The following is a 19,398-nucleotide window of genomic DNA, read 5'->3' on the forward strand; positions in this document are numbered from 1 at the left end:
GCGATTACTCGGCCTCTTCGAGCGCGAGGTCGGGCGTCGTCCAGATGACGAACTCGCCGTCGTCGCGGTCGATGACGCCGTTGATGTAGTCTTCCTGCATGGGCGGGGTGTTGACCTGGTCCTCGCTGATTGGCGAGACCTGGCGCACGTCGTCGACGACCCAGCCGATGTGACCCTGGTCTTCGAAGGCCTCGGAGTCGAAAACGACGATGAGGTCGCCGGCTTCCTTGTTCGGCTTGTCGATGGTCACCTTCGGATTGAGGATGGTCGTAATCTGTCCGCGGAGGTCGACGACACCCTCGACGAACTCTGGCGTGTTCGGTACCCGTGTGATGTTCGTGTGTTTGACGATCTCCTCGATGTACTGGATGTCGAGACAGTACTGCTCGTCGTCGAGCGTGAACTCGAGGATGCGGGTGTCGGCTTCTTTGGTCTGTTCGGCTTCGCCGGCGAGGCCTGCCGGGCCTGCCGCCTCCTCGTCTACAGGGTCGGTATCTTCGGCGTCGTCGTCGGCCTCACTGTCGGCTTCTTCAGCGACCTGCTCGGCCTGCTCCATGGTCTGTTCCATGGCGGCCTCCATCTGCTCGGCGCTCGGCAACTCGGCCCGCGTGCCGCTGGCGGTCTCGACTGCCTCGTCTACGGCGTCGTCCGTCTCGTTCGCCTCGTCGGTTTCACCGGTTGCCGCTTCGTCGGTGGTCTCCGGCTCGTCCGTCTCGGGTCGTGCAGTGGTCGCGGCGGCACCGCCGTCGGTCGACGTGGTCGCCCTGTCGGCTGGTGGCTGCTCGTCGGCTGCAGCCGGTGTCTCGGTCTGTTGGTGCTCGTTGTCCGCTCCGGTCGTGTCGTCCGGACTGGACTCGGCCGACCGCTCGTCGGTATCGTCGGTTTCGGGCGAGTCGTCCTCGCCGTCGCGCTGTCCCTCGCGCATCCGTCGGATGCGCCGTGCTCGTTCCATGCGTTCGTTTTCACTCATGCTGTCACCTCGGCGTAGCCGAACTGCCTGTCGAGTTCCGTCGCGATGTCGAGGAAGATCTCCTCCATATCGACGCGCTTCTCGTAGCCGAAAATGGATGTTCCGGCCGAGAACGCCCGCTGGAGTGCGACGCGCTTGCGGACCTCCCAGACAGGGAAGTCCGCGAATACCTCCTCTAACCACTGGAGCATCGTCCGGTCCTCGCTCGTGTTCTCGATGCGGTTTGCCACCACACCCACGGTACTGACCTCGATGCCGACCTGTCCCTCCAGTGCGGCAATCTGGTCGATGAGCAACTCGATTGCGCGCTCGGAGGTGGCCTCGGTCAGCGCCGGCACGATGACGTTGCGCGCGGCGAAGATGCCCGTGTCAGTCAGTTTCCCATAAAAGGGCGGGGAGTCGACGATGACGTAGTCGTAGTCGTGGTCGAGCTCCGCCAGTACAAGGTCGAGTGCGTCGAGTGCGTGTGTCCCGGTGATGCCGGCCGGGTCGACGTTGATTGCGAGCGATTCGAGTGCGTCGAGTCCGCCCGAGAGGTCCGGGTCGGATTTGATACGTGCGATGAGGTCGGCAATCGTCAGTTCGTGCTCGGCCTGCAGGAGGTCGATGTTCGCCGGGAGCACGTCCATCTCGTCGTGCTCGACGACCAGGTCGGTGACGATGTCCCGGCGCGTGTGGTCGGTCAGCGCGTCGAAAAGCGTCGGCGGCGCGGCGTCGTACGCCCCCAGCAGTCCGAGCCCTTCGGTGGCGTTGCCCTGCGGGTCCAGGTCGACGAAGAGCACGTCCCGGCCGCGCTCGTTGAGCGCGCCGGCGACGTTGATCGCGATTGTGGTCTTGCCAGTCCCGCCCTTCGCGTTCGTCACGCAGATGCGCGCAGCACTATCGTCGCGTCTCATCAGCAGCTACAAAAAACTCCGGGGCCCGCCGTAATAAAAATACGTTCCCTATTATCACTCGAAAGAAAGAGACGGCTACCGGTTGTAGGACCCTCCTACTGCAACACGCTCTGACTCCGGAGTGGCGTCTGTCTGGCTGTCTGCTTCCTTTTTCCTTCCTGGGTATCCTTTTGGGAACGGCGAAATCAGGCCGGAGCGACGTCAGACGCCCGTCTGACTGTGTGTAAGATTTAACACAATGGGGAACGCACCGTTATCTATCATGAGTATCAACCCGCGCGATTACGACCTGGACGAGCTGCGGAAGATGGCCAGGAAGCGCGGGGGGCAGACCAACGGTGGCGGTGACTCCGACTCGGACATCGGCCTCGGGTCGATGGGGCCGGGCGAGGACGAACCGACCACTCCCACCGGTGGCTCCTTCCGCGAAGGGCTGTACCGCGAACTCCTCCCGCTCGAAGCCGGGAGTGGCGAGACGACCAAACCCTACCTGGAGGGGCTTCCCGAACACTACGCCGGAGAGAATCTCATCTTCGAGTGGCTCGAGTTCCTGCTTCTCCACGCCGGCTACCAGGGAGCCACCGAAGCACTCGATTACTACGAGTCGGTCGGCTGGATTACCGAGGGCGTCGAGGCGGACCTCGGTGATTACCTGCTCGGACTCGACGACCAGGCTGCAAACGACGGCAACAGCCTCGACGTGGACGACCACATGCTGAGTCTCGTCTACATCGCCAAGTTGGAATCGATGGCCTAACGGGTCGTATCGTCTTCATTACCCTTTTCGATTCTTATATACCGGGTGCGCTGTAACAGCCGCGTGTATGAGTACCGATGTGGACGCCGAGACCGAAGAGGTGTCGGGCGACGGCGGAACCGACAGCGACGCCGTGCCCGTCGGCGTGAAACTCGGGAGTACCCGAACGGTGATTGCGCTTCCGACCGACGACGGCTCCGGCCTGAAGACTATTCGGACGCTGACCTGTCTGGCGAGTTACGAGGACCCGCTGACTGGCGAGGAAAAGTATCTCTACGGTGAGGAAGCCGCCCGGGAGTATCCCGACCGCGTGCAGTTCATGCTTCGGTCTGGCCTGCCCGAAGACGAAGACCGGGCGGAACTGACCGAGCAGTTCTTCAGGAGTATCATCGAGTCCCACGAGATCCCCGAGGAGAGCGCGGTCGTGTACGCGATTCCGACGATCGACAACCCGGAGGGACTGGCGAATCTCCAGAACGTCATCGAGGACAGCCCCATCGGGACCGCGCTGATAGAGAGCTATCCCGAGTCGCTCTGTGGCTCGATTCCGGCCTTCGGCGACGACCTCGAAGCAATCGAGCAGATCTTCGTCTCCGTCAATATGGGGTCGACGAATCTCGAAGCATCCGCTTACCGACGCGGCGAGCAGATCTCACCCTTCACGACCGGTTCAGTCACCGGCAACGAAGTCGACCGCGTCATCGCCAACTACGTCGAGGAGGAGACGCAGGGCCGCGTCAACATCGATATCACGACTGCTCGGGAGTATAAAGAAGAGCACGCCGACTTCGAGGAGTTCGAGCCCTTCACCGACATCATCCAGCAGCCCGGCGGCGGCTCGCACGAGTTCACGATCGAACGGTCGGTGATGGACGCTTGCAACGAGTATCTGGACGATGTCGTCGAGGAGTTTGCCAACACGTTCCTCTCGCAGTTGGCCAACGACCACATGAAGGTCTACCAGCTCGCACTCGACCGTCCGGTCGTGCTGACCGGCGGGATGGCCTGTATCCCGGGCATCGTCGAGGAGTTCGAGGAGCGCGTCGGCGAGGCACTCGGGCGAGAAATCGAGGCCGTCGCCGCCGAGCGGCCGGACCTCTCGGCGACCATCGGTGCACAGCGCATCGCGGCGCGACTCGCCCAGAACAGCTAGTCGTCGCTCTTCGCCCAGCAATCGAGCCAGCGGATGATTTTCCGGCTCGTGTCGTCAGCGCCTTCGATGCCGGAGCCGAGCCGACGCGATGTCGTCTCTGCGCCCGGTCGTCTCTCCGACCCTCTCCGGTCGCGTCTGAGTTCGTCTGGCAACGATATCTTGAGCCGGGCCATACCAGAGGGTATCTTCCAGTCCGGTTGTAAAACCCCGTCAGACAGCTGTCTGTCGCTGTTTCGTCTGTCGCATGCAAGAACGACTCTTCTACAAAAACCTAATAATTAATAATACGGGTATCGAAGGTCCAGTCATGACACACTGTCCCCGGTGCGGTTCGCGGATGAGCCACAACGACGAGACGACGAAACTAACCGAGTACGTCTGTCCGAGTTGTCACAACACCGAGATTGTCTGGAAGCCAGCCTACAGAGTTACCGCCTGAGACGTCTATTTTCCTGTCTTTTCGAGCGCAGACGGTCGGATTTCGCAAGAGCCGCGAAAACCATAATGATTAATAATCCCTCCGTTGTAGAGAGAAGTGGAATGACACAGTGTACCCGGTGCGGTTCGCGAATGAACTACAACGACGAGACGACCAAGCTGACTGAGTACGCCTGCCCGAACTGCCACAGCACCGAAATCATCCAGAAGGAATCGTTCCGCGTCACGGCATAATCATGAATCGGCACGACCTCAAATCCGGTCGCATCGTATCGTCCGCACTGGTACACTCCGTATAGACGGCTATAGTTCCGTTTTTGACTCTCGCTAATCAGTTAGCAACAGCTGTGCTGGCCAATCTCGAACGCTGATACGAGCGATTCAGTAAACTACCGCTCAGTCTGAGGCCTGCGCGCCCCGACTCTCGATGCGATAATAGCCGGTAAATCGGACGACATCGCTGTCGAGACTGGTACTCCCTGTGACCGATTCGCCGTCGACGAGTCGGCGCACTGCTGCCTGCTCGTCTTCGAGGAGTTCGTCGTAGTCGCTGACCGTTGCCGTCTGTGGGACCTCGTCTACTTGCTGCGCCGTGAGTTGTCGTGCCATGTTTGTGACGGTCTAACACCCACTCAGTTCTGGACGTACTTCAATCTACTGCTAAAATTTCTGCTGAGAATACATCTAACGATCGTTCAATACGGGTATAAAATAACAAGTGTTCATAACGTAACGCTGCCTCCATTCGAAGATGGCTGCTGCGCTCCTCCCCAACTGATTACCCCTTTCAGGGCCAACGACGGCCATGAGCGAAGCGGAAGAGCGAAACGTGCTGGGGACCGAACTGGCGACCTGTAGCGAGGACCCGACGACCGGTTACTTGCGTGACGGCTGCTGTCACCACCTCTTTGAGGACGCCGGTCGGCACGAACTCTGTGCGGTGATGACCGAGGAGTTTCTCGAATACAGTAAATCGCGTGGCAACGACCTGATAACACCACGCCCGGAACTGGACTTTCCCGGACTCACGGCGGGCGACCAGTGGTGTCTCTGTATCGACCGCTGGCTCGAGGCGAAGGCGGCCGACGTGGCCCCGCCGGTCGTGTTGGCGGCGACCGCCGAGGAGGTCCTCGACAGAGTCGAGCTGTCCGAACTCGAAGCGCACGCCGTCGAGTGACTACTCCAGTTGGTGGTAGTCGAGTTCGTAGTCGGCGTCTAGCGCCGCCTGCACGGCGTCGCTCGGTGTTCCCACCGGCTCGGTGGTGAGGCGCATCGCGCCGACGCTGTCCTCGTGCATGTCGATGTTACGCCGCCAGGCATCGTCTCGCTCGGGATAGTCCGTCCGGTAGTGTGCGCCGCGGGACTCCGTGCGCTCGCGCGCTCCTCGGAGAATGCTCTCGGCGACGACCAGCCCGAAGCCGAGGTTCAGCGCGAACTCGAAGGCACGGCCGGTCCGCTGGCCGAGCGCGACGTTGCTTGCCTTCCGCTGGAGTTCGCCAAGTCGGGTTAGGCCTGCTTCGATCTCGTCGTCGGTCCGGCGGATACCGGCGGCTTCCCAGAGCAGGCCACGGAGTTCGTCCAGCAGCGTCTCGGGGTCGTACTCGCCGTCCCGGCCGGTGAGGGTCCGGAGAGTAGCGAAGTGCTGGCGCGCGCGGTCGTGCAGGACGCCCTTGTCGCGAGCGGGTGTGGTTCCGGCGAGCAGACGTTCGGCGACGGCCTCGCCGGTCACCTGCCCGAACGCGACGGTTTCGGCCAGCGAGTTGCCGCCCAGACGGTTTGCGCCGTGGACGCCGACCATCGTCTCACCGATAGCGTACAGCCCGTCGATACCTGTTTCGCCCTCGCTGTCGACGACGACCCCACCCATGCCGTAGTGGGCTGTCGGCGCTACTTCGACGGGCTCTTTGGCCATGTCGACGCCCAGATCAGCGAAGCGTTCGTACATCCGCGGCAGGCGCTCCTGGATGAAATCCCGGTCGCGGTGGGAGATATCCAGATAGACGCCGCCAGCGTCCGTGCCGCGTCCGGCCTCGATTTCCTCGTCGATAGCCCTGGCGACCACGTCGCGAGCGTCCAGTTCCATCTGGTCGGGAGAATACCGCTCCATGAACCGTTCCCCTTCTGTATTGTAGAGTCGGCCACCCTCGCCTCGAACGGCTTCGGTGACGAGGCGGCCGTCCCACTCCTCGCCGTACCGGTCGCCGACCATCCCCGTCGGGTGGAACTGCACGAACTCCATGTCCTGGAGGCTGGCTCCGGTGAGGTATGCCAGGGCCGGACCGTCGCCGGTGTTTTCGTCGTCCCGGGAGGAGTGTCGCTGGAAGAGGCTGGTGTAGCCACCGGCAGCGAGCACGACCACGTCGGCGTCGAAGAGAACGAACTCGCCGGTGTCCATGTCGTACCCGGCCGCGCCAAGCAGTCGGTCGTCGTCGTCGGCCAACAACTTCGTCACGAAGACGTTCTCGCGGTAGGGAATCGAGAGCGACTGGGCGCGCTCGATGAGCGTCCGCAGCATGGACTCGCCGGTGTGGTCGCCGGCAAACGCCGTCCGCCGGAACGACTGCGCACCGAAGTACCGCTGGTCTATCTCGCCGTCCTCGGTCCGACTGTACTCCATCCCCCAGTCGTCGAGTTCCCGCAACCGGTCGGGCATCTGCCTGGTCACCGTCTCGACTTTCTCGGGGTCGTTGAGGAAGTGCCCCTCTTTGAGGGTGTCTGCGGCGTGAATTGTCCAGTCATCTTCGGGGTCGTGTGTCCCGAGTGCGCCGTTGATACCGCCGCGCGCCCACGTCGTGTGCGCGTCACCGTGGCTCCGCTTCCCGATGACGAGCACGTCTTCGGGGTCGACGCCCGACTGGACCATCTCGATGGCGGCTCGTGCCCCCGCAGCGCCCGCACCAACGACCAGCGCACCCACGTTGACCGTCTCGTAATCGATGGCTGTTCCGGTGGGAGCCGTGGCTCCGAGGTCGTCTTGTTCCATACCAATGTTTGGGGCCGAAGGGGCTTGAACCCCTCGCGGTTGTGTGTCCGTTCAGCGGGCGATATCGGACCTCTGAGTGTAGTTTCCGCACCTAAATACACTGCAAAATACCAGCTCGACTGGTCTCTCGGCTCGGCGGGTAGTCGGCGTCAATCCGTCCCGGTCGAGGCTGGCGATTCGCTATGCGGGTCGAACCGTCTGTGCAACGCCGGGATCACCATCGAGTCCAGCGAGTACCGCCCCACACCGTGACCATCAACGCGGAGGTCAGCCCGACGAGTGTGATCTGTGCCAGCACCGGGTCGTCGGGCAGGCCAGAGAGCCTCGTCGTCAGCATGACCAACGACACCGTGGCGGTCCCGCGGTGAACAGTCCGACAACGAACGCGAATGCGAGCACTACACCGACGCTCCGTCGGGTAGTTCGTCTCATCAGTTCGCCTAGGGAGCAAGCCGGGAAGCATGTCTCGGCGGGTCTCGTGGTGGTATCGTCGGGTTCGAGGGAACCGCTTTTGGCGCTTGCACCATTCCCTTCAGGCGATGTATCTCGCCGATGAAGCGTGGCCAGACCTCCGGACGTACTTCGAGGAGGAGTCACTCGCGCTCGTTCCACTGGGGTCGACCGAACAGCACGGCCCGCATCTGCCAGAAGGGACCGACCACCTGATTGCACAGGCGCTCGCTCGCGAGGCTGCCGAGCGAACCGGCTACCTCTGTACACCGACAATCAACGTGGGCGTCAGCCCACACCACCGCCAGTTCCACGGGACGATGTGGGTCGACGCGCCGGTCTTCCGAGACTACGTCGAGAGCTTCTCCGAGAACCTCGCGTACCACGGCATCGACCGCATCGTCTTCGTCAACGCCCACGGCGGCAACGTCGAACACCTCCGCGAAGTGGGCCGTCGCCTCCACGAGGCCGAAACCGCCTACGCCGTCGAGTGGATGTGGGACGAGTCGATTCCCGAACTGGTCGACGACCTCTTCGAGACGAACGGGCCACACGGCGGGCCAAAGGAGACGGCGATGATTCAACACATCGCGGGCGACCTGGTCCACGACGACCGACTGGCCGAGGCCCGTGACGGCGGCCTGACCGAGTTCGAGTACGACGCGATGCGTGTCCACGGTGCCCGGACGTTCTACGACGCTATCGACAACACCGACAACGGTGTACTGGGCGACCAGACCGACGCCACTGCCGAGAAGGGCGAGCAACTGTTCGAGGCCGCGAGCGACCAACTGGTCTCGCTGTGTGACTGGCTGGCCGAGCGCGACCGTGCGGAACTACTGCCCAAAGACCACGTCTGACTGGCACAGGTGAGTCGCCGCTCCCCCGTCCTGTGGTGTGCTTCTTTGTGAACGTTCATGATCTTTGAACGCAAATCCGTCCTCGTATCCGCCATACCGTTGGATAAATAATGATGTAGTCGTCAGTAATCGAAGGTTTTTCAATCGTGCTCGGACTCTGACGTGGTATGCGACTACATCGCAGGGACATCCACGAGGACGTGCGAGAACTCGGCGCGATGGTCGGTGACGTCATCTCCGAGCAGACGACCGACGAGGCGTTCGAGACTGTCGAACTCCTGCGAACGACGGCAATCGACTATCGGGACGGAGAGATAGACAGCCGCGACCCCCTGGAGACGGCGCTGGCGGCGGCCGACGACGACCAGATGCTCGTCGTCGCGCGTGCCTTTACGACGTTTTTCGAACTCATCAACCTCGCCGAGGAGCGAGAACGGGTCCGCGCGCTCAGAGAGCAGTCACAGGCGACGCTCCCCGACGATGGACTCGAGGAGGCCGCTATCGAACTCGCCGACGCCGACAGCGAGACCGCCCAGCAGATACTCGACGACGTGCTCATCCAGCCGACGTTCACCGCACATCCGACCGAGGCACGGCGCAAGACGGTCAAAGCGAAACTCCGATCCGTTGCCGACCACCTCCAGACGTTAGACCAACAGCTCCTGACCGACAAGGAGGCCCGTCAGGTGAAACGCGACCTCCGCGCCGAGGTGACGAGCCTCTGGCAGACGGCACAACTGCGCGACCGCCAGCCCGAACCGACCGACGAAGCGCTGAACGTCCAGTGGTATCTCGAGAACGTCCTGTTCGACGTAACCGGCGAGGTGTACGACGAACTCGAAGACGCGCTCGGCGAGGAGTTCGACGACATCGACGTGCCGAAACTCTTCGAGTTTCGCTCGTGGGCCGGGAGCGACCGCGACGGCAACCCCTACGTGACCCCCGACGTGACTGCCCAGACGCTTGAGCGCCAGCGACGGGTCGTCCTCGAGAACTACCGCGAGCAGATTGGGGACCTCCTGGGAATTCTCAGCCAGGACGGCGGGCGAATCGACCTCGGTGACCGCGTCGCGGCGTCACTCGAGGCCGACCGTGACCGACTGCCGACCGCGGCCGAGGACGCAGCAGAGCGGAACCGCGACGAACCGTACCGACAGAAACTGCACCTGATCCGCGAGCGCCTCGACCGGGTTGGCGACCTCCGACCGGGCGGATACGAGACTGTCGACGAACTGCGCACGGACCTCGAAACCATCGCGGCGGACCTGCGAGCCAACGACGCCGAGCGCATCGCCGAGTCACACGTCGACCCGCTCGTCCGCCAGGTCGACACCTTCGGGTTCAACCTCGCCAGTCTGGACCTGCGGGACCACCAGGAAAATCACACGGCGACCGTCGACGAACTCCTGGCCCGACAGCAGCTCGATTACGCCGGGATGGACGAGGACGAACGGGTGGCCGTGCTCACCGAGGTAATCCTGGATGGAGGGGGGTTCGTCGACCTCACCGACACCGACGACCTCTCCGAGATAGCGGCGCGGGTCGTCGACCGCTTCCGGTCGCTGGCAGACTGGCAGGCCGAGTACGGTACCGACGCCATCGATACCTACTGTATCAGCATGTGCGAGGAGCCGAGTCACGTCCTCGAAGTGCTCTTTCTGGCCTCCGAGGTCGGTGTCGTCGACCTGCCCGGCCACTCCGGGCTCGACATCGTCCCGCTGCTGGAGACCGAGTACGCGCTCTCGGGTGCGCGGCGTATCATGGGAACGCTGTTCGAAAACGACGCGTACGCGCAGGCACTCGACGCGCGCGATGGCGTCCAGGAAATCATGCTGGGGTACTCCGACTCGAACAAGGAGAACGGCTATCTCGCCGCACAGTGGTCGCTCTACCGCAACCAGAAGCGCCTGGCGTCTATCACCGACGACTACGGCGTCGAACTCCGCCTGTTCCACGGCCGCGGCGGGTCGATTTCCCGCGGCGGCGGCCCGATGAACGACGCGTTGCTCGCGCTGCCGAGCGAGACCATCACCGGCGAGGTGAAGTTCACCGAACAGGGCGAAGCCATCTCAGAGAAGTACGCCAACGCCACTATCGCGGAGCGGGAACTCGAACAGATGCTCAATGCACAGATGCGGGCGCGTTCGAACGCGCTCGACCAGTCGACCGAATCGGTCGACCAGGAGTGGCTCGACGCGATGGAGACGGCCGCCGACGCCGCCAGAACGGCGTATCGCGACCTGCTGGACACCGAGGGCTTTGTCTCCTACTTCGAGCAGGCCACGCCGATTACCGTCATCGAAGACCTCAACCTCGGCTCGCGGCCGGCCTCTCGAACCGGCGAGCGGACTGTCGGAGACCTCCGGACGATTCCGTGGGTGTTCTCGTGGACGCAGGCGCGGTGTGTCGTCACTGGCTGGTACTCGCTGGCGGCGGGACTCGACGCCTACCTCGACGACGGCGGCGATATGGTGACGCTCCGGGAGATGTACGAGCAGTGGCCCTTCTTCCGGACGATGCTCGACAACGCCGCGCTCGCGCTCGCCCGGACGGACATGGAGATTGCAAGCGAGTACGCAGCCCTTGCCGACGAAGACCTCCAGGAACGGGTCTTCGGTCCGATCGTGGCCGAGTACGACCGTGCGACCGACCTGGTCTGTGCGATAACCGGCCGCGAGTCGCTTCTCGAAGGCGGCTGGCTGGAGGAGAGTCTCGAACGACGCAATCCGTACGTCGACCCGCTGAACTACCTGCAGGTTCGGCTGCTCGGCATGGACGAGCGGACCGAGACCGAAGAGCGGGTCCTTCGCCTGACGGTCAAGGGCATCGCCGCCGGGATGAAAAACACCGGGTGAGGTGGTTCAGGCAGTCGGTGTCAGGGTCTCGATGGCGTAGCTAACGTCTGTCAGGTCTTCGGAGACTTCCCAGAGACGCTCGGCGGTTGTCTCGTCCCGCGACGCGCCGTTCGACTCCTGGCGTTCGGGTGCACCGCGCATGTTCATGAGTCCGCCGGGTCCGTAGTACGTGCCGCCGTCCACGCCGGGTGCTGTCGCGGCGTACAGCAAGGGGAGTGCTCCCTGCGCTGCGGGCTGGGCCGCGACGGTGTTGAGGGCTTTCATCATCGCGTATCGGATTTTCGACCCGCTCGCTTCGGGGCCGCGGTACTGGAGATTGGTGTCGGCGTAGCCGGGGTGGCAGGCCACGCTTTTCGTGTCCGTAATCCCCGCGTCGTCGAGTCTGCGCTGGAGTTCGTAGGCAAAGAGGAGATTCGCCAGTTTGCTCTGCCCGTAGGCTTCCCACTTGCTGTAGGAGTTCTCGCGGTGCAAATCGTCGAAGTCGACGTCGCCGGCGGTGTGGGCACCGCTGGAGTGGCTGACGACGCGCGTCTCGCCGTCGGTTCGGACGAGCATCTCCAGCAGGTGGGCTGTCAGCGCGAAGTGACCGAGGTGGTTCACGCCGAGTTGCATCTCGAAGCCGTCCTCGGTTTCGCCTCGCGGGATAGCCATCACACCGGCGTTGTTACAGAGGATGTGGAGGTCGTCGTAGTCCTCGCGGACGCCGTCGGCGAACGACACGACTGAATCGAGCGAGGCGAGGTCACACTCTCGAACGTTGAGCGTTGCGCCCGTTTGCTCGGTGATGCTGTCCTGAATCTCGCGGGCCGCCTGCTCACCACGGTCGAGACTCCGACAGGCCATCACGACTGTCGCCCCCTTTTGCGCGAACGCTTTGGTCGCCTCGAACCCGAGCCCGCTGTTTGCGCCCGTGACGACGACTGTCTTCTCCGAACAATCCGGCATCTGCGCTGCCGACCATTCTGTCATTGCCACCAATAGACACGACACGCGTACAAGCCTCTTGCCAAACCAATGAGGGGGTCTCTCACTTCACCGCGAGAACGCGTTTTACTGGTGAGAGACGATACTGGTCCGCTGGGTCACGGGGTCGAGATAGACGGTCAGCGACTCGTCGTCGGTTTCGGCGTCGACGACCCAGACACTGAGCTGGCGTTCGGCCCCCGTCACCTCGGCGGTGTAGCCCTCGTCCGCGAGTGCGTCTTCGACGAGGTCGCGGGCGTGGTCGGCATCCTCGACGGTCACGTCGGTTTCGGGGAGCCGCACCGTCATCACGGGACAGGTCGCGTGGCGGACCAGTCGCTCGGCGACGCTGCCGATGAGTCGTCGCTCGATGCCCGAGCGGCCGTGGGTTCCCGCGACGATCGCGTCGGCCTCGATCTCGGCGGCGTACGCCAGAATCTCGTCGGCCGGGTCGCCCTCTCGGAGTTCTCCGGTTGCCTCGACGCCGTGGACCGACGCCATCTTCGTCACCCGGTCGATTGCCTCCTGGCCGCGTTTATCGAGTGACTCGCCGCTGCTCCCCATGTCGGGCAGCAGTGTTCTGACGCTGTCGTCGACGACGTACAACACGTGTACTGTTGCGCCGTACTTCTCGGCGAGGTCGATTGCCTGCAGTGCGACGTGGGCGCTTCCCTGACTACCGTCGGTCGGAACCAGTATCTGCTCGTACATGCACGACGGTTTGTTCGGGGCGTTTTTATAATAGCCCTCCGCTCTCAGGGGACGGGAATCGACGCAAGTGGATTGCAAGAAATGACCGCTGACCGACTCAGTCGATATCGATCCGGTGGGTGTCTCCCGCGTCCTCTTCGGTCGGTAGCGTGACTTCGAGGACGCCGTTGTGGTAGCTGGCGGTGATGTCGTCGACCAGTACCGGCCCGGGAATCGAGAGTCGCTCGTGGACCGTCCGGCGACGCCTGTGTGTCGCTTGCCCGGCCGTCTCGTCGACTGCCACTTCGCCCTCGATGGTGAGGACACCGTCGTCGAACTGCAGTTCGATATCCTCCTTCTCGAAGCCGGGGAGGTCGGCCATGACCACGTACCCCTCGTCAGTCTGCTCGACTGAGACGTTCGTGTCGACGCCGTCCCACACCGACTGCCGGGTCTGTTCGAAAAGTCGGTTCATCTGCTCGAAGGGGTCGTATCTGAATGTCATTGTACACATACTATTGGATTTACGAAAATATAAACATAGCTGAATGTGTACTATCACTGGGTCGTGTCTTCCCAGCGGTATCGACAAGCGTTGTCTCACCGTGGGCTTACACGTCTGCAGGACCTACTATCGGCTATGACAGCGACCGAAGCTGACCGTCCCCAGTCGCTCGCGGACGAAGCGGCCGTCGACGACCTGATTGCCAGCAACGATGTCGTCCTCCTGGAACTGTACACCGACGGCTGTTCTATCTGTGCGAGTATGGAACCGATCTTGACCAACGTCGCCCGAGCCACCGACGCCGTGGTCGCGACCGTCAACCCCCGTAACGACCCGCCGCTGGTCGACCGCTTTAGTGTCCAGAGCGTCCCGAAGTTCGTCCTCTTTGTCGACGGCGAGCCGGTCGCCGAGCGTGCGGAGGGCTTTATTCCGAACGACGACCTCGTTTCGTGGGTCGAAGAAAACGCCGCCTGAACTGACTCACGCCGCCGGTGACCTCTCCCCCGAGCCAGTACTATCTCAGTAGTCATCGGGGTCTTTCGGTGAGTACTCGCTACAGTCCTGGCCGTCTATGGTCGAGTCCGCACAGTTGAAATCCGAATCGGGATCGGCGACGTACACGTCGCCCTCGATGGTCGCTTCGTTCAGGTCGACGGTACCCTCTGTCGCAAGTGCACCGGAGACCGTGCCGTCGTCGACTCTGATCTCCTCGTCGCTCACGATATCACCGGAGACGGAACTCCCGGATTCGACCCTGATGATGGCGTTGCCGTTCGTGAGACCGCCGCCGACGGTGCTGCCGGACTGGACTTTGATTTCGCCGTCAGTGTCGACCGACCCTCCGACTGTCCCATCGTTGATGGTGACCGTATCCGTGGCTGTAATCGAGCCACCGACGTCGCCTCCCGATTTCACGTCGACCAGGTCGTTGCTCGTCGCTACGTCGCCGTCGACGACACTCCCCTGGAGGACTTTCACTTCCTCGTCACCGCTCGTGGCGTCGCCGTACACTCTCGTCCCGTCATCGAGTTTGACGACGTCATCCGCCACGACGCTCCCGTAGAACACCGCATCCTGAGCATCCACCAGCTTGTTGTTGCTGCTCGTCTCGCCGATGACGGTGCCGCCGTTCTCGACGTAGATGTTCTCAGCGGTTTCGACGTTGCAGTTCACGACTGTCCCGCGTATCGTCACTTCGTCGCTGCCACCGTTCGTCTCTGCGTCGACCCAGTCACAGCCCTCGTCGGGTTCGGGGACGGTCTGGTCGGCCTGGAACGTGCCAAGCTGGTAGGTCGTCCCGTGTTCGCCGGTGTAGATAACTTCTATCTCCGATTCGACGGCGTAAAATTCGGCGTCTCCGCCCGCCGTGAGTTGCGTCCCGGCCAGCGCCTCGGGGTCGGCCGCTCCGCGGAGCGTCACTTTCTCGCCGTCGAGCCTGTCGCCCTGCTCGTGGACGAGTTGCTGGCTAATCCCGTCGTCTGCAAGCTCTGTTTCCAGCACCACGTCGGGTTGTGGCTCGCGCTCCTCGGTGAGGCTGAAAAACGCGACGGCCGCCCCGCCGGCGAGAATAGCGACGATGGCGACGAGTAACACGACACCGATGACCGGTGAAATCGCCCGTCGAGTGGGGTCGTCTCCGTCCATCGGGCGTCTGTTGGTTACCACTCGTATATTAGTTACGACAGTTATCTTGCCCGATACGCTTGCCTTCTCCCGAGGCTTTCGTCAGCTGAGCCGTTCGACGACGTGTGCGTCTGCGGGGTCGAACCCGACGGCAACGTCACCGTCTAGCGGCTCTCGTGTCCGGACGAGGAGTTGCCGACCAGCCCAGTCGAGGGTGACGCGGGTCGTCTCACCGAGAAACTCCGCGCTCTCGACGGTCGCCCCGAGACGATTCGAGTCGCCGCCGACGACCATCGCTTCGGGGCGGACACAGAACGCGATTCGGTCGCCGACCGAAATCGATTCCTCATTCCAGCTACCGAGGTCGACTGTCAGTGACTCCTCGTCGGCTTCGACCGTCGCCAGTTTCTCGTTCACGGCTCTGACCTGCCCCTCGAAGAGGTTGTTGTCACCGATGAACTCGGCGACGAACCGGGATGTGGGGCGGTGGTAGAGGTCTCGCGGCGTGGCTACTTGCTCGGCGGTGCCGTCGCGCATCACGGCGACGCGGTCCGACACCGCGAGCGCCTCCTCCTGGTCGTGCGTGACGTACACCGTCGTGATGTCCAGTTCTTGCTGGATGTTTCGGACCTGCACCCGTAGCTGTTCGCGGAGCTTGGCGTCGAGTGCGCTCATCGGCTCGTCGAGTAAGAGCACCTCCGGACCGGGAGCCAGCGCGCGGGCCATCGCGACGCGCTGCTGTTGGCCGCCCGACAGACTCGCCGGGTCCCGGTCCTGCGTTCCGGGGAGGTCGACCAGGTCCAGCAGCTCGGCGACCCGTTCGTCGTCGCTCACGCCGCTCGGCGGGTCCGCGAAGTTCAACCCGTAGGCGACGTTCTCCGCAACGGTCATGTGCGGGAAGAGGGCGTAGTTCTGGAAGACGACGCCGGCGTCGCGGTCCTCCGGCGGGACACCGGCCACGTCGCGCCCGCCGAACCGAATCGAGCCGCTGGTCGGCGCTTCGAATCCCGCAATCAGCCGCAACGTCGTTGTCTTTCCACATCCCGAGGGGCCGACTAGCGTGAAAAACTCCCCCTCGGCGACCGACAGTGAGAGATCGTCGACGGCCGTCGTCTCGCCGTACCGCCGCGTCACCCCGTCGAGTTCTAGCGCCGGGTCAGAGGCCAACGCGGTCACCCCCAAGCCGGTCGATGAGGAGGAAGCTCACGCTGGTGACGACCAGCAGGACGACGCCCATCGCCGTCGCGGGGCCGAGCCGCCGACCGATGAACCGCTCGATGGCGATTGGCATCGTGTACTGGCCGGTGCCGGAGGCGAGGACCGCGGTCGCGGAGAACTCCCCGACGGAGAGTGCGAAGGCGAAGGCCGCGCCCGCGACGACTGCCGGCCACACCAGCGGGAGTTCGATATCGAGGAGCGCCCGCGCTCTGGGGGCACCCAGCGCCCGCGCGGACTCGACCAGCCGTCGGTCAAGCGATTCCAGTCCGGGCGCGACGATGCGGACGACGAAGGGGTAGCCGGCGACGGCGTGGGCGGCGACGATGGCGAGCGCGCCGCCGACGGCGATGCGCCAGCCGCCGATTTCGACGCCGAAGACGAGGCCACGGAGCAGTCCCAGCCCGACGATGATACCCGATACGGAGAGCGGTGCCATCGCGACGGTGTCGACGAGCTTTCGGCCCCGATAGTCCCGGGTCGTGAGTACTGAGACGACCACGCCCATCGGGAGCGCGACCGCGAGTGCGGCGACTCCGAACAGCAGGGAGTTTCGCACCGCTGGCCACGGACGGACCTGGAAGGATGCGCCCGTTGTCTGGCGTTCTACCAGGAACCGGTAGTGGTCCAGCGTGAGTCCGCTGGGACCAGAGACGCTGGCGTACACCATGCTCGCGATGGGTGCGGCGAACAACACGAGCGCGACGACGGCGTAGGCGGCCAGCCCGACCCGCGGCAGCAGGTCCCGAAGTGAGCGTGAGGGCGGCCAGAGCGGGCGTCGCTCTTGCGGGCGAGCGCCGCCCGACTGCACCGTGTGCGCCGCCTCGTACCGGAGATACGCGTACAGGAGCGACAGCGAAATGGCCAGTTCGACGAGCGCCAGCGCCGCGCCCTCGGCGTAGTTGAGGTCGCGGATGAGCTGATAGACGAACACTTCGACGGTCGCCAGTTCGAACCCGCCCAGCGCGAGTACGATGGGGAACGTACCGAAGGTGAACACGAACGTGAGCGCCGCGCTCATCAGGACTGCCGGGTAGACCTGCGGCCACACCACGTCGCGGAACGCCCGGAACGGGCTGGCCCCGAGACTCCGCGCCGTCTCGACGGCGCTGGCGTCGACTGACTCCCACGCTGCGGTCGTGATTCGGGCGACCAGCGGCGCGTTGTAGAAGGCGTGGGCGACGACGATGGCTTCGAGCGACGGAAGCAGGTCGAGCGGTCCCAGCCCGACGGTCCCGAGTGCGGCATTGAGCGTCCCGTTCGCGCCGAACGTCGCGAAAAACCCCACTGCGACCATGATCGAGGGGAGGACGAAGGGGAGAATCGTCAGCGACCGAATCGTCTGCCGGCCGGGAAACTCGTAGCGCGCCAGCAGGTACGCCAGCGGGATGCCGACCACGACGCTGACGAGTGTGGACAGCGCGGCCTGATAGGCGGTAAAGCCGACGATGCCGAGCCGACGCTCCGGTGAAAGCACAGTCTTGGCCACCGCCAGCGGATTCTCGCCAGCCAACAGCCGCGCCAGTTCCCCGAAGTAGAAGGGGTCGGTGAGGATGGCCCAGAACACCTGGAACGTTGCCCGTCCCTCGACCAGAACGGCGTCGACGAACACCGTCGCTACCGGGTAGTAGAACATCACGACCAGCAGGGCGACCGATGCCACCGCGAGCGCCGGGAGCGAGCGCCGTTCGACGGCTCCGAGAACCCGGTGGCGTGCTGTCTCACTGGGGCCGTCGGCGTTCGCTTCGGGCGTCCGACCGCCAGCGGCGCTGTCGTCGGTCACGGCTTCAGTTGCTGGCGAACTGTCGCTCCCAGTCTTCGATCCAGCCACTAACCTGTCCCTGTAGCTCCTCGTACGTGAACGTCACTGGTTCGGGTGGCTCCTGGGCCAGTTCGGCGTAGTCGTCCGGTACGTCAGCGCTGTCGGTCGCCGGGAACTGGACGTTTCGGACAGCGATTTCGCCCTGGATTTCGGGCCGCAGGAGGAACGACATGAACTCGCGGGCGGCCTCCGTTCGGTCGCTGTTGGCGAAAATTGCCATCCCCTCCGGGTTGGCGTATCCCTGGTCGTTCAGGAATCGGACCTGGTGCTTTTCGAGGTCCTGTCCCTCCTGGTCGGCGAACACCTGATCGGTGGAGTAGGAGACGACCATCGGTGCCTCGCCGTTGCTCCACGCGCCGTAGGCGTCGCCCCACGACCCCAGCACCTGCACGTCGTTGTCCTGCAGGTCTGTCCAGTAGTCGAGATAGCCGTCAGGGCCGTACTCTTTGATGGTGTGCAGGAGAAACGCCCGCCCGGTCGAGGAACTGCCGGGGTTCTGTGCGATGAGGTCGCCCCGCACGTCGTCAGCGAGCAGTCCGTCGAATGTCTCCGGTGCGGTCATCTGCGTCCCGTCGTAGACCAGGCTGACGTAGCCTGTGTCGTAGGGCACCGCACGATCCTGCGGGTCGAACTGCAGGCCGGATTTGACGTCGTCTTTGCCCTCGATGTCGCCGGATTCGGTAAACAGCGACTCGTCGAGTTCGTCGTCGATGCGGACGAGGTCCTCGGTGTTCACGCCCAGATACACGTCGGCATCGATGTCTACGTTCGACTGCTTTCGCTGGACGTAGTGGTTCAGTTCGTTGCTCGGCGTCTGCCAGATGAGGTCCCTGTCGAACTCGCTCTCGAACTCCTCTTTGAGCCACGCGCCCGGCGACGACGAGGGCGAGTCGATGAAAGAACTGTACGTCCCGACGACCAGTGAGTCGCTCCCACCATCGGTACTCCCCGGTGAGAGACACCCGCCGACCGCGGCAGTTGCTGCGGCACCTGTGGTAACTACGAACTCTCGTCGCTTCATTACCTGGTGGTCACACTCAGTGATATTTAAATGGCAGGTTCCCGAGACAGACGATGCCCAAACTACGACACCCCTGCAGCTATCTCTGGCGAGCTACCTTGTCCTTCATATGCAGGAAGTAAGCGGATGGGTCGGGCGGAACGGTTGTGTGGATCATAGGATCCCTAAACGGCGAATTTACGGGGATAGAACACCGT

General features: G+C 63.5%; 20 protein-coding genes. 7 read left to right on the plus strand and 13 right to left on the minus strand.

The annotated features are described in order from the left end of the window. Nucleotides 1-4: 4 nt before the first annotated feature. Together WDJ60_RS07335 and WDJ60_RS07340 are read right to left on the minus strand one after the other, a co-directional pair. On the minus strand, nucleotides 5-970 hold the full coding sequence (locus WDJ60_RS07335) for a chemotaxis protein CheW (RefSeq protein WP_340099630.1): 966 nt from the start codon (nucleotides 968-970) through the stop codon (nucleotides 5-7). Continuing rightward, complete coding sequence (locus tag WDJ60_RS07340; RefSeq protein ID WP_340099632.1) at nucleotides 967-1,866, minus strand: ParA family protein; 900 nt, start codon at nucleotides 1,864-1,866, stop codon at nucleotides 967-969. The genes WDJ60_RS07335 and WDJ60_RS07340 overlap by 4 nt, the downstream gene beginning before the upstream one ends. Nucleotides 1,867-2,128: 262 nt before the next feature. Here WDJ60_RS07340 and WDJ60_RS07345 point away from each other — a divergent pair, with 262 nt between their 5' ends. Further along, nucleotides 2,129-2,623, plus strand: coding sequence for a FlaD/FlaE family flagellar protein (locus tag WDJ60_RS07345; protein WP_340099634.1), 495 nt, complete (start codon nucleotides 2,129-2,131; stop codon nucleotides 2,621-2,623). Nucleotides 2,624-2,690: 67 nt separating this feature from the next. Further along, nucleotides 2,691-3,776 carry a hypothetical protein gene (locus WDJ60_RS07350; RefSeq protein WP_340099636.1) on the plus strand — a complete coding sequence of 362 codons (1,086 nt, stop codon included), beginning with the start codon at nucleotides 2,691-2,693 and terminating at the stop codon, nucleotides 3,774-3,776. On the opposite strand, the gene WDJ60_RS07355 is transcribed toward WDJ60_RS07350, so the two are convergent. Further along, the gene (locus WDJ60_RS07355) at nucleotides 3,773-3,949 is read right to left on the minus strand and encodes a hypothetical protein (protein ID WP_340099638.1); all 177 of its coding nucleotides are present in this window, start codon (nucleotides 3,947-3,949) and stop codon (nucleotides 3,773-3,775) included. The genes WDJ60_RS07350 and WDJ60_RS07355 overlap by 4 nt on opposite strands. A 134-nt stretch (nucleotides 3,950-4,083) precedes the next feature. On the opposite strand from WDJ60_RS07355, the gene WDJ60_RS07360 reads away from it, so the two are divergent. After that, entirely contained in the window at nucleotides 4,084-4,215 is a 132-nt protein-coding gene (locus tag WDJ60_RS07360) for a hypothetical protein (protein WP_340099640.1), read from the plus strand. Nucleotides 4,216-4,610: 395 nt separating this feature from the next. On the opposite strand, the gene WDJ60_RS07365 is transcribed toward WDJ60_RS07360, so the two are convergent. Beyond that, nucleotides 4,611-4,823: a DUF7979 domain-containing protein gene (locus tag WDJ60_RS07365; protein ID WP_340099643.1), complete on the minus strand. Its 213-nt coding sequence runs from the start codon at nucleotides 4,821-4,823 to the stop codon at nucleotides 4,611-4,613. A gap of 196 nt (nucleotides 4,824-5,019) precedes the next feature. Between WDJ60_RS07365 and WDJ60_RS07370 the strand changes: the two genes are divergently transcribed. Continuing rightward, nucleotides 5,020-5,391, plus strand: a complete 372-nt coding sequence (locus tag WDJ60_RS07370) for a DUF2237 family protein (RefSeq protein ID WP_340099645.1) — start codon at nucleotides 5,020-5,022, stop codon at nucleotides 5,389-5,391. Here the strand turns inward: WDJ60_RS07370 and WDJ60_RS07375 are convergent, their stop codons facing one another. Further along, nucleotides 5,392-7,197 (minus strand): L-aspartate oxidase, encoded by a 1,806-nt coding sequence (locus WDJ60_RS07375; protein ID WP_340099647.1) that lies wholly within the window; start codon nucleotides 7,195-7,197, stop codon nucleotides 5,392-5,394. A 214-nt stretch (nucleotides 7,198-7,411) separates the two neighbouring features. After that, on the minus strand, nucleotides 7,412-7,534 hold the full coding sequence (locus tag WDJ60_RS18825) for a hypothetical protein (protein WP_417750442.1): 123 nt from the start codon (nucleotides 7,532-7,534) through the stop codon (nucleotides 7,412-7,414). Between the two features lie 202 nt (nucleotides 7,535-7,736). Between WDJ60_RS18825 and WDJ60_RS07385 the strand changes: the two genes are divergently transcribed. After that, entirely contained in the window at nucleotides 7,737-8,507 is a 771-nt protein-coding gene (locus WDJ60_RS07385) for a creatininase family protein (RefSeq protein ID WP_340099649.1), read from the plus strand. 167 nt (nucleotides 8,508-8,674) lie between these two features. Beyond that, on the plus strand, nucleotides 8,675-11,362 hold the full coding sequence (gene ppc / locus WDJ60_RS07390; protein ID WP_340099651.1) for a phosphoenolpyruvate carboxylase: 2,688 nt from the start codon (nucleotides 8,675-8,677) through the stop codon (nucleotides 11,360-11,362). Nucleotides 11,363-11,368: 6 nt separating this feature from the next. Here the strand turns inward: ppc and WDJ60_RS07395 are convergent, their stop codons facing one another. The 3 genes from WDJ60_RS07395 to WDJ60_RS07405 all read right to left on the minus strand — a co-directional run bounded on the left by WDJ60_RS07395 (nucleotide 11,369) and on the right by WDJ60_RS07405 (nucleotide 13,520). Continuing rightward, entirely contained in the window at nucleotides 11,369-12,331 is a 963-nt protein-coding gene (locus tag WDJ60_RS07395) for an oxidoreductase (protein WP_340099653.1), read from the minus strand. Nucleotides 12,332-12,412: 81 nt separating this feature from the next. Continuing rightward, entirely contained in the window at nucleotides 12,413-13,036 is a 624-nt protein-coding gene (locus WDJ60_RS07400) for a universal stress protein (RefSeq protein WP_340099655.1), read from the minus strand. Between the two features lie 97 nt (nucleotides 13,037-13,133). Further along, nucleotides 13,134-13,520 (minus strand): Hsp20/alpha crystallin family protein, encoded by a 387-nt coding sequence (locus WDJ60_RS07405; RefSeq protein ID WP_340099656.1) that lies wholly within the window; start codon nucleotides 13,518-13,520, stop codon nucleotides 13,134-13,136. Between the two features lie 135 nt (nucleotides 13,521-13,655). Between WDJ60_RS07405 and WDJ60_RS07410 the strand changes: the two genes are divergently transcribed. Continuing rightward, complete coding sequence (locus WDJ60_RS07410; RefSeq protein WP_340099658.1) at nucleotides 13,656-13,994, plus strand: thioredoxin family protein; 339 nt, start codon at nucleotides 13,656-13,658, stop codon at nucleotides 13,992-13,994. Nucleotides 13,995-14,039: 45 nt separating this feature from the next. Here the strand turns inward: WDJ60_RS07410 and WDJ60_RS07415 are convergent, their stop codons facing one another. The 4 genes from WDJ60_RS07415 to WDJ60_RS07430 form a co-directional block, all read right to left on the minus strand. Beyond that, entirely contained in the window at nucleotides 14,040-15,164 is a 1,125-nt protein-coding gene (locus WDJ60_RS07415; RefSeq protein WP_340099660.1) for a type IV pilin domain-containing protein, read from the minus strand. An 81-nt stretch (nucleotides 15,165-15,245) separates the two neighbouring features. Continuing rightward, the gene (locus WDJ60_RS07420; RefSeq protein WP_340099662.1) at nucleotides 15,246-16,310 is read right to left on the minus strand and encodes an ABC transporter ATP-binding protein; all 1,065 of its coding nucleotides are present in this window, start codon (nucleotides 16,308-16,310) and stop codon (nucleotides 15,246-15,248) included. Next, nucleotides 16,300-18,189 (minus strand): ABC transporter permease, encoded by a 1,890-nt coding sequence (locus tag WDJ60_RS07425; protein WP_417750443.1) that lies wholly within the window; start codon nucleotides 18,187-18,189, stop codon nucleotides 16,300-16,302. Before WDJ60_RS07425 ends, WDJ60_RS07420 begins: the two co-directional genes overlap by 11 nt. Beyond that, nucleotides 18,146-19,201 (minus strand): thiamine ABC transporter substrate-binding protein, encoded by a 1,056-nt coding sequence (locus WDJ60_RS07430; RefSeq protein WP_340099664.1) that lies wholly within the window; start codon nucleotides 19,199-19,201, stop codon nucleotides 18,146-18,148. Before WDJ60_RS07430 ends, WDJ60_RS07425 begins: the two co-directional genes overlap by 44 nt. Nucleotides 19,202-19,398: the final 197 nt, after the last annotated feature.

Origin of the sequence: Salinibaculum salinum (genome assembly GCF_037645885.1) — an archaeon.
Lineage (GTDB): Archaea > Halobacteriota > Halobacteria > Halobacteriales > Haloarculaceae > Salinibaculum > Salinibaculum salinum.